We start from the raw sequence: 14,297 nt of genomic DNA, 5'->3' as shown, positions 1-14,297 counted from the left end.
GTGGTCGTACGGTTGGTGCTGGTGTAGTGACTGAGATTGTGGAGTAGATGGTTGGGCGGGAACAGCAAAAGGGATTTACTGACACTGGAGTGTCCGGAGTGCCATCGTCGTAATTATACCATGTCGAAGAATAAGCACCTGCACCCGGATCGTGTCACTTATAAGAAATACTGTCCCGGCTGCAGGACACACACACTTCACAAGGAGACCAAGTAGGAAGCATTGTGGTTGAGGCGAGCGAAGGTATTCAAAGTGTTGCTTTCCCATCTCTGTTTATGGAGAATAATAGGTGAGTAGCTCAATTGGTAGAGCACCGGTCTCCAAAACCGGCGGTTGCGGGTTCAAGTCCTGCCTCACCTGCAACTGAAAACGACGTGTTGAGGCGTGATTAGAAAAATCAAAGATTTTATGAACGGTGTTCAGTTCGAGATGAAGAAAGTATCCTGGCCAACATGGGATGAGCTTCGTGGCTCTACCATGGTCGTCCTCGGGCTGTCGCTGATTCTCGGCATTTTCCTATTTGTGGTTGATTTCTTGCTCTCCAGAGTTGTGAACGTGGTGTTATGAAATGGAGTGGTATTCGGTAAGGGTTTTGTCAGGGAAAGAGAAGAAAATCCGCGATACCATGATGAGTGAAATTAAGGGCGGAAGTGACAACGGGAAAATAGAGGAAGTGCTGGTTCCGTCGGAAAATGTGGTGGAAATGAGAAGTGGAAAAAAAGTTGTGAGAGACCGTGTGTTCTATCCCGGATATGTGCTGGTCAAAATGGAAATGGACAACGAAAGCCGTCATTATGTGGAAAATATTCCTGGCGTCATGAGTTTTGTGGGGCCAAAGGGTGAGCCCGAATCTCTAAAGCCGGAAGAAGTAAACAGGATCCTTGGAGAAGTGGAAGTCAAGGAAGGGCAGGAAGTTATGGCCACTCTTTTTCGAAGAGATGAAGTGGTAAAAATTATCGATGGTCCCTTTATCGATTTTGAGGGATCTATCACTGAATCAAACGAGGAGAAGCAGAAGGTGAAAGTTATGGTGTCCATTTTCGGCCGATCCACACCTTTAGAACTTGATTATCTCCAGGTTGAACATGTTAAGCATGCGTAGTAGGAATGGCTAAGAACGTCCTTACAATGATCAAGCTCCACGTACCTGCAGGGCAGGCAAATCCGGCTCCTCCCGTTGGTCCAGCTCTTGGTCAGCATGGTATCAACATCATGGACTTCTGCAAGACGTTCAACGAACAGACCAAGGAGAAGATGGGAACTATCATTCCGGTTGAAATTACTGTTTTTGAGGATCGTTCATTCACATTCATAACAAAGACACCGCCGGCGGCTATTTTGCTCAAACATGCAGCAAGGATTGATAAAGGTTCAGGAGAGCCTAACAAGGAGAAGGTCGGTGAGGTCTTGGAAAATGATTTAAGGCAAATAGCTGAAACAAAAATGGCTGATTTGAATGCCAATACGGTTGAGGCTGCAATGGAGATGATCCGGGGCACGGCACGGAGCATGGGTCTCGAGGTCGTTTGAAGATGAAGCACGGAAAAAGATACAATAGTTCAGCTGAATCTGTGGATCGAATGAAAGAATATTCCGTGGAGGATGCTGTAGGGATTATCAAAAGTGCTGCGCATACTAAGTTCGACGAAACCATTGAAATAGCGATTAACCTTGGTGTTGATCCACGCCATTCCGACCAAAATATACGTGTTACCACATCTCTTCCACATGGAAGTGGCAAACAGGTGAGCGTTTTGGTTTTGGCATCCGGTCCAGAACTCAAGGCTGCTGAGGAAGCTGGTGCTGATTATGCCGGAAGCGATGAATTTCTTGTTAAGCTTGAGTCAGGATGGGACGAAATGGATGTCATCGTAGCGACACCGGATATGATGCCGAAGCTCGGGAAACTGGGTAAGGTGCTTGGCCCAAAAGGACTCATGCCAAATCCAAAGAGTGGTACAGTCACCAAGGATGTGGCCGCTACTGTCAGTGAAATTAAGGCAGGCAGGATTGAGCTTCGTGTAGACAAGAATGGAATCGTTCACGCACCCATAGGGAAAAAATCATTTAAAGAAGATCAACTTGCGCAGAATCTCAGATCGGTTCTTTCGACCATTATGAGCGCTAAACCGGCAGGGATTAAGGGCACCTATCTAAAAAAAGTAACTGTCTCCTCAACCATGGGACCCGGAATCAAAGTAGACAAAGCTTTCACGGACTGAACTAAAAATGCCGAACCAGCAAAATATCGAATCCGTTGATTTAATCACTTCAAAGTTTCAGGCGGCGGCGGGTATCTATTTCACTGACTACCTTGGTTTGAACGTGAGAGATATCACTGAACTGAGGAGGAAGTTTACTGCCAACGCTGTGGAGTTCCGTGTTATAAAGAATACGCTTGCGAAACTGTCTGCCGAAAAAGCCGGGCTTGAAGATTTGAACAGTGTTTTTGACGGACCGACAGCTGTAGCGCTCAGTTATGATGACCCTACTGTTCCGGCACGCATAATAAAAGAATTCAATAAAGTGCACGACTTGCCAGAGCTCAAAGCCTTTATTTTTGAAGGTAAGCTTATGGATAATGCTGCTTTTGATTCAGTGGCAAATCTTCCATCCCGGGAAGTTTTGCTCGGGAAACTTGTGGGCGGGCTTTCATCGCCAATGTCAAAACTTGCATCTACGCTCAAAGGCGCAATGTCAAGTTTTGTAAATGTGTTGAACAATCTTAAGGATTCAATATCCGATTAACAGATAGAGAGGAAAAGAACCATGGCAAAAGTTTCACGTGCTGATGTGCTCGATTATCTTGAGAAAGCTAACATGTTGGAAGTCTCAGAGCTGATCAGCGAGATCGAAGATAAGTTTGGTGTTACTGCTGCTGTACCCGCAACGGCTGTTGCTGCTCCCGCCGCCGGGGAATCTGCCGTTGAAGAGGAGAAGGATAGCTTTAACGTAGTTCTAGCTTCAGTTGGCGACAAGAAAATCCAAGTGATCAAGGTTGTTCGCACCATCACAGAGCTTGGTCTGAAAGAGGCCAAAGATCTTGTTGAAAGTGCGCCAAAACCGATCAAAGAAAGTGTCGCCAAAGCCGAAGCTGAAAAGATGAAGACACAGTTGGAAGAAGCTGGGGCCACTGTTGAACTGCAGTAGCATTTCTTTCTTTTTCAGAAATTAGTGGTTTTCACAACAATTCAAAAAGGAGAGCGTAGTTTTGGCAATTAACCGGACCATGGACAGACATTCATTTTCGCAGATCTCCTCTGCCATACCAATGCCAGACCTGCTTGGTGTTCAGGTAGATTCATTTAGGAATTTTCTTCAACTTGATAAACCGGAGGATCAACGCGATCCCCACGGTCTTCACGAAGTTTTGGGGAACATCTTTCCTATTGAGGATACGCACAAGAACTACATTCTCGAATACAAGAGCTACTATTTCGGTATATCAAAGTACAGTCCGGAGGAGTGTATGGAGCGGGGTGTCACTTATGCTGTGCCTCTGAAGGTCCGGCTCATTCTCCATATTACAGATGAGTTTGATCGTTCCAAATATGCACATTCCATAGAGCAGGAAGTTTACTTCGGGAATATCCCATTTATGACCAGCAGAGGTACGTTTGTCATCAACGGTGCTGAGCGTGTCATTGTGAGTCAGTTGCAACGCTCACCTGGTGTCTTCTTTGATGAATACACCCATCCCAACGGTACACGGCTTTATCAGGGAAGAGTGATTCCGTTTCGGGGATCCTGGATTGATTTCACAACCGATATTCAGGATTGTATCTACGTCATTATAGACAGGCGCCGGAAATTCCCTGTTACATCTCTCCTCAGGACGCTCGGTTTTTCAACTGACGCCGATATCTTCAGGGTTTTCGGACTTTCTAGAAAATCAAAACTCAATGCAAAAACATCGAAGAAACTTATTGGCAAAGTTCTGGTTGACGATCTCGTAGATACTGAAACAGGTGAAATTCTTGCCGAAAGCCGAACTGAACTTACCGTTGAGCTTCTTAACGATCTAATAAGTTCCGGAATCAAGGAGCTTGAAATTGTATCTCCCATTAATGAGTTGGCTGGTGAACTTCTTCTGAACACCATGCAGAAGGATCCGACGCATAACACTGATGAAGCACTTATTCTAATGTACAAGCATCTCCGTTCCGGAGAGCCGCCCAACCTTGAAACAGCCCAAAAGTTTATTGAGAGAATGTTCTTTAGCCCAAAGCGGTATGACCTCGGAAAGGTCGGTCGCTACCGTCTTAACAAGCAGTTTAACCTGGATGTGGATCTCAACCACACTGTTTTAACAACTGAGGATCTGATTCGAGTAATCCACTACCTCATAGAAATGCGCAAAGGATTGCGCGGCCCCGATGATATTGATCACTTGGGAAATCGTCGCATGAAGACCGTTGGTGAACAGTTGACGAATCAGTTCTCCATCGCTTTTAGCAGAATGGCGAGAACTGTCCGTGAGCGAATGAACCTGAGAGAGGCGGAGAGTCTGACCCCTCAGGACCTCATTAACTCGCGTATCTGCACCACGGTTATCAACACATTTTTTGGGACGAGTCAGTTGAGCCAGTTCATGGATCAGACCAATCCGCTGGCGGAAATCACACATAAGCGCCGTGTGTCAGCCCTCGGTCCTGGAGGTTTGACCCGCGAACGTGCCGGTTTTGAAGTTCGTGACGTTCATTACACACACTACGGAAGGCTATGTCCTATCGAGACGCCGGAAGGACCAAACATCGGTCTTATTTCTTCTCTTGCCACATACGCCAAGGTGAATGAGCTAGGTTTTATTGAAGCGCCCTACAGATTGGTGCGGCGAAAGAATGGAAATGCCTTTGTCACAAAAAAGATTAAGTATCTTTCTGCTGAGGACGAGGACAGGTCAAAGATTGCACAGACTTTGTACAATCTGGATGAGAAGGGAGAAATCACTGAAGATCGCATTCGTGTCCGGATACGCGGTGACTTTCCGGTGGTTGAGGCGAAGGAAGTGCAATACATGGATGTGGCTCCACACCAGATTTTAAGTGTGGCAGCAACTTTGATTCCTTTTCTAGAACATGATGATGCTAACCGCGCACTCATGGGATCCAATATGATGAGGCAGTCAGTGCCTCTCATCAGTCCTGAAGCACCCATTGTTGGGACTGGTATGGAAACAGTGATCGCTAGAGACTCGCGTACATCACTTTTTTCTCCGGTCTCAGGTGTGGTTGATAGAGTAGACGGTAAAGAAGTTGTCATTCGCACAAAGGAAATCCCTGAAGATCTGGCTGTTTCAGCTGAACAGAACCTGCTCAAGATCCCTCTAATAAAGTATTCTCGCACAAACCAGGACACATGCATGAACCAGCGCCCGGTGGTGAAGGAAAGGCAGAAGGTGAAGAAAGGTGATTTGCTTGCTGATGGTCCTTCCACCGATTCAGGGGAATTGGCACTTGGCCGCAATATACTTGTGGCTTTTATGCCTTGGCGTGGTTACAACTTTGAGGATGCAATTGTCATCAGTGAAAAATTAGTTAAGAATGACACGTTTACCTCTGTTCACATCTCTGAGGTGGACCTTGAGGTACGTGATACTAAACGCGGTGAGGAGGAGTTGACGTCTGAGATCCCAAACGTTGGTGATGAGGCGATGAAAGATCTGGATGAGGACGGAATTGTGCGGCAAGGAGCAAGGGTGAAGTCAGGTGATATTCTGATAGGTAAGGTCACACCTAAAGGCGAGACAGATCCAACCCCAGAAGAAAAACTTCTTCGGGCCATTTTTGGTGAAAAAGCGGGTGATGTGAAGAATGCTTCCAAAAAAGCTTCTCCTGGGACCAATGGTGTGGTGATCAGAACTCAACTTTTCGAGAGAAAAACGAAACAGTCTCGTGCGACTGAAAAGAAACAGATAGAAAAATTTCAGGAAGAGACACGCCGTTCCAAAAGAAAACTGAAGAAATCCCGCGATGAGATGCTCGATAAACTGATGCTGGATCAAACCAGTAACGGTCTTCGTGATGTTGCTACCGGAAAAACACTTGTTAAAGCTTCCACCAAGCTGACGGCCAAACGTCTTGAGTTGCTTGATCTTGAGCGGGTTTCCAGAGAACAGCCTTGGTTGACGGACAACAGTGTTTGGGTTCAAATCCAGCAGGTGTGGAACTCTTTTAACCGTGAATGGAGAGAGGCCGAAGAGTTATTAGAGAGGCAGATCTACAAGCTTCAGGTAGGTGATGAACTTCAAGCCGGTGTTTCTAAACTGGCCAAGGTCTATATTGCCAATAAACGGAAGCTACAGGTGGGTGATAAGATGGCCGGCCGTCACGGTAATAAAGGTGTAGTAGCTGTTATCGTTCCTGAGGAGGACATGCCTTTCTTGCAAGACGGTACCCCTGTAGACATCGTACTCAATCCGCTCGGTGTGCCATCTCGTATGAACCTCGGTCAACTTTACGAAACCATGCTTGGTTGGGCCGGCAAGATACTAGGCAAACGATATGAAACAGCTCCATTCGATGGTGCTGCACCGATGGATGTTGAGGAGGAACTGAAAAAGGCAAAATTGCCAGTGACAGGTAAAGTGGATCTGTGGGACGGCCGTATTGGTGAGAAATTCGACTATCCTGTTACCGTGGGCACCATCTACATGATGAAACTTGCTCATATGGTTGATGATAAGATGCATGCTCGTGCCACCGGACCATACTCTCTCATAACTCAGCAGCCGCTGGGTGGAAAGGCCCAGGATGGGGGTCAACGATTTGGAGAGATGGAAGTTTGGGCACTGGAGGCCTATGGTGCCAGCTATGCCCTCAGAGAAATGTTAACTGGGAAATCAGATGATGTTGAGGGCCGATCAAAAGTGTACAACGCCATTGTGAAAGGTGACAATATTCCTGATTTCTCGATTCCGGAATCCTTTAACGTGCTTGTTAAGGAACTTCAAGGATTATGTGTGGATATTCAGTTACACAATTAGTGGAAGGAGTCCGAATTGGTCTACATTAAACCGCACGACAAAGACGTTTCAAACAATTTCAAATCAGTCTCCATCGGTCTAATGTCTCCTGAAGACATCCTGAGACGATCTTACGGCGAGACTCTCAAGCCTGAGACGATCAACTACCGCTCTTACAAACCGGAAAAAGACGGTCTTTTCTGTGAAAAGATTTTCGGGCCGGTGAAGGACTATGAGTGTCACTGCGGTAAGTATAAAGGTATCCGTTACAGAGGAATTATTTGCGACCGGTGCGGTGTAGAGGTAACGAGAAAAAAGGTTCGCAGAGAACGGATGGGTCATATCACTCTGGCCGTTCCTGTTGTCCATATTTGGTTTCTCCGCTCTGTTCCCGGCAAACTTAATCATCTGCTTGGAATATCTACACGTAACTTGGAAAAAGTTATTTATTACGAGTCCTATGTCATCATTAATCCCGGCGAAACTGATAGAAAGCGTATGGAATTACTTGACGAAGTTGAATATCGTGAGCTTGAAAGTCAGTATGGTAAGCATTCAGTCTCAGAAGAAGATCAAGACGAAGGTAATTATTTCTATGCTGCAATGGGAGGCATTGCCGTCCGAGATGCACTTACAACACTTGATATAATTAGAACAATGAAGGAGTTGGAGGATGTCATTAAAACCTCTCGCTCTAAGCAAAGGACATCAGATGCTTTAAAGCGCATGAAGGTTGTGAAGGCCTTTTATCCGTCTCCGCTGAAAGTTCGGCTTAACAAGCCTGAGTGGATGGTTGTTACAGTGCTTCCAGTAATCCCGCCGGAGCTCAGACCCCTTGTTCCTCTTGAAGGAGGACGTTTTGCCGCAAGTGACCTGAACGATCTTTACAGGCGGGTGATTATCCGGAACAATCGCCTCAAGCAGTTGATGGAAATCAAAGCACCGGACGTCATCCTCCGAAATGAAAAGCGGATGTTGCAGGAAGCTGTTGATACACTTTTCGACAACTCGCGCCGGGGAACCGCTGTAAGCAGTGGCACACGTAGACCGCTCAAAAGCCTGAGCGATATGCTCCGGGGGAAACAGGGTCGTTTTCGTCAGAATCTCCTTGGTAAACGTGTCGATTACTCTGGGCGGTCCGTTATTGTTGTCGGTCCTGAGTTAAAGCTGCATGAATGTGGCTTGCCCAAGGATATGGCAGCCATACTTTTCATGCCTCAGATCATTCATGAGCTGATTGCCCGGGGACTGGCCAACACTCCCAGGAGTGCAAAACTACTGGTTCAGGAGAAAGCACCTGAGGTCTATGAGGTCCTGGAATATGTGGTGCGTGATCACCCGGTTATGCTCAACAGGGCTCCAACTTTGCACCGTCTCGGCATTCAGGCCTTTCAACCGGTGCTTGTGGATGGTAAAGCGATCCAGATCCATCCTCTGGTATGTGCGGCTTTTAATGCCGACTTTGACGGCGACCAGATGGCTGTCCATGTCCCACTCTCTGTAGAAGCACAGATGGAGGCGCGTATGCTCATGCTTTCAAGCCACAACATTCTTCATCCAGCTCACGGTTATCCGCTGGCTATCCCATCTCAAGACATGGTTCTGGGCATATATTACCTTACTAAGGAGAAAGAAGGCGATCTCGGGGAAGGGCGTCTGTTTTCCAGCTTGGATGAGATTCTCATGGCCTACGAGAACAAATCCATTGGTTTGCATGCCATTGTTGATGTCCGGCATAAAGGTAAGTGGTACAAGCGAACCACTGTAGGTCGGGCAATTTTTAATTCAATTGTGCCAGATGAGCTTGAATACATCGATGAACTGCTTAACAAGAAAAAAATCGAGACAATTATCTACAATTCTTTCTTGGCGGTTAGTAACCACCGAACAGTTCAGTTTCTTGATGATCTGAAAAACCTCGGTTTCAAATTCGCAACTCAGAGCGGTGTTTCCATCGCCATTGATGATGTTCTCATACCGAAAGAAAAACAGAGCATTATAGATAAGGCGAATGAAGAAATCAGCACTATCCAAAACAAATTCTCCCGCCAGATCCTTACTGAAGGTGAGAGATATAACAAAGTGATTGATGTCTGGACTCACGCAACTAATGAAACTTCAGTAAAAATGATGAATCATCTGAGTAAAGATAAGCAGGGTTTCAACCCTGTTTTCATAATGGCAGATTCCGGCGCCCGAGGAAGTCAGGATCAGATTAAACAGCTTGCCGCTATGCGAGGACTCATGGCAAAGCCGAAGAAATCTATGACAGGCAGCAAGGGTGAGATTATTGAAAACCCCATCACCTCCAATTTTCGTGAAGGGCTTTCAGTCCTTGAATACTTCATATCGACACACGGTGCGAGAAAAGGTCTTGCTGATACAGCTTTGAAGACTGCCGATGCAGGTTACTTGACGCGCCGTTTGGTAGATGTGGCTCAGGATGTGGTTATCATGAAAGAAGATTGCGGTACAATTAATGGTGTATGGATCAGTGATTTGAAAGAGGGCGAAGAGATCATTGAAGCGATCAGTGAGCGTATCCGCGGTCGTGTCCTCCAAGAGGATGTTTACATAGAAAATGAAATAGTGTTAAAGGCTGGTACCCTTGTAGATAATGCAGTTGCTGATGACTTTATATCATACGATGTTGACCGAGTTTTCATTCGATCAGTGCTTACTTGCGAAGCATATAGGGGTGTTTGTGTCAAGTGCTATGGCACGGATCTTAATACAAACAAACCTGTGAGCATGGGTTCGGCAGTAGGAATTGTCGCTGCTCAGAGTATCGGTGAACCTGGGACTCAACTCACACTCAGGACTTTCCATATTGGTGGAACAGCATCTCGCATCATTGAAGAGTCAGAGAAGAAGACTAAAAGGGATGGGGCAGTAGAGTTTTCAGAAAACCTCGAGTTCGGTGAAGTTATCGATAAGCAAGAAGTATCTGGCAAGCCTATTAAGCGGGTTCTTGTTAGAAATTCCTCTATCAAAATAATTGACAGCAAGGGAGGTATTTCGGTATACAATGTGCCTTACGGTGCCACTCTTGAAGTTGAGAATGGTAAGAAGATAAAAGCTGGCAAAGTACTGTTTGTATGGGATCCCTATACAGATGTTATACTTGCCCGGAATTCAGGTAAAATGCAGTTCATCGACATGGTCGAAGGTGAAACCTATCAGGAAGAAGCAGTGGAAGGTGGTAAGAAACAATTAGTGACAATTGAAGCTAGGAACAGACGATTGGCTCCTCACCTCGACATTCTGGATAAAGATGATAATACTGTGGCTGGCGGAACGATTCTTCCTGTTAAGGCTGTCCTCATGGTGAAGGATGGTCAAGAAGTAAAGGCTGGTGAAGTTCTGGTTAAAATTGCTAAAGATATCGGAAAGACACGTGACATTACAGGTGGTTTGCCAAGGGTAGCAGAATTGTTCGAGGCTCGTAAGCCCAAAGAACCTGCGGTGGTCACCGAGATTGATGGTCTTGTCAACTTCGGTGAAGTAAAACGTGGAATCCGTGAAATCATGGTAAAAGGCGCACACGATGTCTCCAAGAAATACAAGGTCCCTTATGGTCGCCATGTCATTGTGCATGAGGGTGACCGGGTCAGTGCTGGGGACAGGCTTTGTGAAGGAGCTATATCACCCGAAGATATTCTCAATATTCTTGGAACTGTCAACGTGCAGGAGTATCTGGTGAATGAAATTCAGGAGGTGTACCGTCTGCAAGGCGTCAGGATCAATGACAAACATATCGAAGTGATTGTCCGTCAGATGATGCAAAAGGTCGAATTGGATGATCCGGGCGACACGCATTTCCTTTCCAGTGACAGAGTGAACAGGGCTGACTTGAAAAAGGAAAATGAACGGGTGCTTAAATCTGGTGTGATCACTGATTCGGGCGGTTCCTCTTATTTAGAAGGTGATCTAATTTTGAAATCAGATCAGTTGAAAACAAACAAGCAATTGAAAGAAGAGGGAAAAACCGCCATAAAAACACGCAAGACTAAACCTGCCACATCCAAAGCACTTCTTCTGGGAATTACTCGTGCATCTCTAAATACTGAGAGTTTTATATCGGCGGCATCTTTCCAGGAAACAACTCGTGTTCTTACGGATGCTTCAACGGAAGGCAGAGGTGACAATCTTCTTGGATTAAAAGAAAATGTTATTCTTGGCCGTCTTATTCCCGCCGGAACAGGGTTTAAGGATGCCATGAATCCCATGGTAAAGAAAATCGACTCTGAAGAAGAAATCGACTCTGAAGAAGAAATCGATTATGCTGTTGAAAAAGAAACAGTCGAAGAGGTTTAAGCTTAGGAGTTTGTAAAATGCCTACGATCAATCAACTGGTTCGAAAAGGGAGAAAGTTGGTTAAGAAGACCAGCAGAACACCTGCGCTTCAGGGAAATCCACAGAAGAGAGGTGTCTGTACACGTGTTTATACCACCACACCCAAGAAGCCTAATTCCGCACTCCGAAAAGTGGCTAAAGTTCGTCTCACCAATGGTATGGAAGTGATCGCCTATATTCCAGGTGAAGGGCATAATCTGCAGGAACACTCTCTCGTTCTTATCGAGGGCGGCCGTGTTAAGGATTTGCCAGGCGTCCGGTATCACATTGTTCGCGGTACCATGGATACATCCGGAGTCGATGACAGAAAGACAAGCCGTTCGCGCTATGGTACAAAGAGGTCCAGATCATAAATGAGGAGACGCCGGCCTGAAAAACGTGTGATTGCTCCTGATCCGATCTACGGTGAAGTGATGGTACAGAAGTTTATCAATAATATCATGGGACGGGGTAAGAAAGGTGTTGCGGAAAGGATTTTTTACGGAGCCTTGGATATTGTTTCTTCCAAAACTAAAGGTGATTCCCTGGAAATGTTTAAGAAAGCTGTAGATAATGTTAAGCCTTTTGTTGAGGTGAAAAGTCGCCGTATTGGTGGCGCCACCTATCAGGTCCCTATACAGGTTCCTACGAACCGCGGGTTCGCCCTGGCAACTCGATGGATCATAGCAAATGCCAAGGCACGGAAAGGCAGAAGTATGGCTGAGAAATTGGCTGGCGAGTTTATTGACGCGGCAAATGAAGAAGGTGGTTCTATTAAGAAAAAAGAGGACACACACAGGATGGCTGAAGCAAACAAAGCATTTGCGCACTATAGTTAAGAATTGATGAAAGAGACTTCACTAGATTTAGTTAGAAATATCGGTATCCTGGCACACATTGATGCCGGTAAGACCACAACTACCGAACGCATACTTTATTATACCGGTCGTGTTCATAGGATGGGTGAAGTTCATGAAGGCGCCGCCACTATGGACTGGATGCAGCAGGAGAAAGAGAGAGGAATTACAATCACGTCCGCTGCAACGACCACATTTTGGGATGATTATCGGATTAATATTATCGATACGCCTGGACATATTGATTTTACCGCTGAAGTTGAGCGGTCTCTTCGCGTCCTTGACGGCGCTGTTGTGATCTTTTGTGCCGTGGGTGGTGTGGAACCACAGAGCGAAACAGTTTGGCGTCAGGCTGACAAATATAAAGTTCCCCGAATTGCGTTTGTGAATAAAATGGACAGAATGGGCGCCGATTTCGATCATGTTATCGGTATGATGAAAAAACGTCTTGGTGCGAACCCCCTGCCTCTAACAATTCCAATTGGTGCCGGTGAACTGTTCAACGGTTTGATCGATCTGATGCGGATGAAGGCGATCGTTTATAATGAGGTCACTTTCGGTGCCCACTTTGACTTCATTGATATCCCGGATGATATGAAAGCTGCTGCTGAGAAAGCTCGTCACAATTTGGTAGAAGCGTGTGCCACGTATGATGAGCACCTTTTAGAGAAATATGTTTCTGAGGAAGAGATAACTACAGACGAGATCAAGAATGCGATTCGCAAGGGGTGTCTCGAGAATGCTTTCATTCCCGTTTTATGCGGCTCAGCCTTTAAAAATAAAGGTATCCAACGCCTTCTTGATGCTGTTATCGATTTTCTTCCATCACCCTTGGATATACCCGAAGTAATTGGTCATACCCCAGAAGATTCAGACATATTGTTGAGTCGTTCTCCTTCCAAGGATGATCCTTTTTGTGCACTGGCTTTTAAAATTATGACCGATCCTTATGTGGGTAGACTCACATTCTTTAGAGTCTATTCTGGTGAGTTAGAGACGGGCACGAGCGTCTTGAACACCGCAACAGGCAGGAAGGAGCGTATCGGTCGATTGCTTCTTATGCATGCTGACAAACGCGAGGAGCGAAATAAAGTGTCTGCCGGTGAAATTGCCGCAGCTGTCGGCCTGAAAAAAACCCGAACAGGTCACACGCTATGCGATCCTGATTCACCCATTGTTCTTGAAGCAATGGAATTTCAGAAACCTGTTATCTCTGTCGCTATTGAAGCAGCCAGTAAAGCGGAGCAGGAGAATTTGTCCGAATCTCTAGCTAAGCTCTCTGATGAAGATCCCACCTTCCAGGTCACCAGTGATGAAGATACAGGCCAGACCGTTATTTCAGGTATGGGTGAACTTCATCTCGAAATTTTAGTGGATCGCCTGAGCCGGGAGTTCAAGGTTTCAGCCACCGTTGGCAGACCACAAGTAGCTTACAGGGAGACAATAACTGGTGAAGCGGTAGCTGATGGCAAGTTCATTCGCCAGTCCGGCGGGCGGGGTCAGTATGGTCATGTAAAAATCAAAGTTGAACCAAATGAACCTGGTAAAGGATTCCATTTTGAAAGCAAGATCGTTGGTGGCGTTGTTCCCAGGGAATATATAAGGCCTGTGAGTCAGGGAATTGAGGAAGCTCTCAAGAATGGGATTCTCGCAGGATATCCGATGGAAGATGTTCGGGTTGAACTTTTTGACGGTTCTTATCATGCTGTTGATTCATCTGAGATGGCATTTAAAATTGCGGGCTCTATGGCTGTAAAAGAAGCTTGCCAGCGGGCAAAGGCTGTATTGCTGGAACCAGTCATGAAAGTAGAAGTTGTACTTCCTGAGCAATACCTCGGTGATGTTATGGGAGATCTGTCTTCGCGCCGTAGTGAGATTCTGGGGACGGATCACAGGAAGGATGCGGTGGTGGTAAAGGCCATTTCGCCTCTGTCTGAAATGTTTGGTTATGCTACTTCATTGCGGTCAATGACACAAGGAAGAGCGGTGTTTTCCATGGAATTTGACAATTACAAACAAGCACCAAAATCAGTCACTGATACGATAATTGAGAAGTCTGGTCTTGTGGCTGAGCCGGCATAAACTGGATAGGAGACTTATCATATGGCAAAAGAGAAATTTGACAGGACGAAGCCCCACCT

The 14,297-nt window shown here is 46.0% G+C and carries 12 protein-coding genes and 1 tRNA gene; all 13 read left to right on the top strand.

All coding sequences use genetic code 11. The annotated features are described in order from the left end of the window. Positions 1–51 precede the first annotated feature (51 nt). Positions 52–216, top strand: a complete 165-nt coding sequence (gene rpmG / locus EYO21_01055; protein ID HIB02402.1) for a 50S ribosomal protein L33 — start codon at positions 52–54, stop codon at positions 214–216. A gap of 71 nt (positions 217–287) precedes the next feature. After that, positions 288–363, top strand: a tRNA-Trp gene (locus EYO21_01050). A 21-nt stretch (positions 364–384) separates the two neighbouring features. Continuing rightward, complete coding sequence (secE, locus tag EYO21_01045) at positions 385–567, top strand: preprotein translocase subunit SecE (protein ID HIB02401.1); 183 nt, start codon at positions 385–387, stop codon at positions 565–567. Between the two features lies 1 nt (position 568). Continuing rightward, positions 569–1,102: a transcription termination/antitermination factor NusG gene (nusG, locus tag EYO21_01040; protein ID HIB02400.1), complete on the top strand. Its 534-nt coding sequence runs from the start codon at positions 569–571 to the stop codon at positions 1,100–1,102. 5 nt (positions 1,103–1,107) lie between these two features. Then, a complete protein-coding gene (gene rplK, locus EYO21_01035) occupies positions 1,108–1,530 on the top strand; it encodes a 50S ribosomal protein L11 (protein HIB02399.1) in 423 nt (140 codons plus the stop codon). A gap of 2 nt (positions 1,531–1,532) precedes the next feature. Beyond that, entirely contained in the window at positions 1,533–2,222 is a 690-nt protein-coding gene (locus tag EYO21_01030) for a 50S ribosomal protein L1 (protein ID HIB02398.1), read from the top strand. A 7-nt stretch (positions 2,223–2,229) separates the two neighbouring features. After that, positions 2,230–2,748 (top strand): 50S ribosomal protein L10, encoded by a 519-nt coding sequence (locus EYO21_01025; GenBank protein ID HIB02397.1) that lies wholly within the window; start codon positions 2,230–2,232, stop codon positions 2,746–2,748. 21 nt (positions 2,749–2,769) lie between these two features. Further along, the gene (locus EYO21_01020; protein HIB02396.1) at positions 2,770–3,150 is read left to right on the top strand and encodes a 50S ribosomal protein L7/L12; all 381 of its coding nucleotides are present in this window, start codon (positions 2,770–2,772) and stop codon (positions 3,148–3,150) included. Between the two features lie 79 nt (positions 3,151–3,229). Further along, positions 3,230–6,985: a DNA-directed RNA polymerase subunit beta gene (gene rpoB / locus EYO21_01015; protein ID HIB02395.1), complete on the top strand. Its 3,756-nt coding sequence runs from the start codon at positions 3,230–3,232 to the stop codon at positions 6,983–6,985. A gap of 81 nt (positions 6,986–7,066) precedes the next feature. Next, a complete protein-coding gene (gene rpoC, locus EYO21_01010; GenBank protein ID HIB02394.1) occupies positions 7,067–11,281 on the top strand; it encodes a DNA-directed RNA polymerase subunit beta' in 4,215 nt (1,404 codons plus the stop codon). Between the two features lie 17 nt (positions 11,282–11,298). Next, positions 11,299–11,673, top strand: coding sequence for a 30S ribosomal protein S12 (locus tag EYO21_01005; protein ID HIB02393.1), 375 nt, complete (start codon positions 11,299–11,301; stop codon positions 11,671–11,673). Next, positions 11,674–12,138: a 30S ribosomal protein S7 gene (gene rpsG, locus EYO21_01000; GenBank protein HIB02392.1), complete on the top strand. Its 465-nt coding sequence runs from the start codon at positions 11,674–11,676 to the stop codon at positions 12,136–12,138. 6 nt (positions 12,139–12,144) lie between these two features. Further along, the gene (gene fusA, locus EYO21_00995) at positions 12,145–14,238 is read left to right on the top strand and encodes an elongation factor G (protein HIB02391.1); all 2,094 of its coding nucleotides are present in this window, start codon (positions 12,145–12,147) and stop codon (positions 14,236–14,238) included. Positions 14,239–14,297 lie beyond the last annotated feature (59 nt).

Source organism: Candidatus Neomarinimicrobiota bacterium (assembly GCA_012964825.1).
Taxonomy (GTDB): domain Bacteria; phylum Fidelibacterota; class Marinisomatia; order Marinisomatales; family S15-B10; genus UBA2125.
The sequence above is the reverse complement of the archived record's forward strand: the minus strand, read 5'-3'. Positions and strand labels throughout refer to the sequence as shown.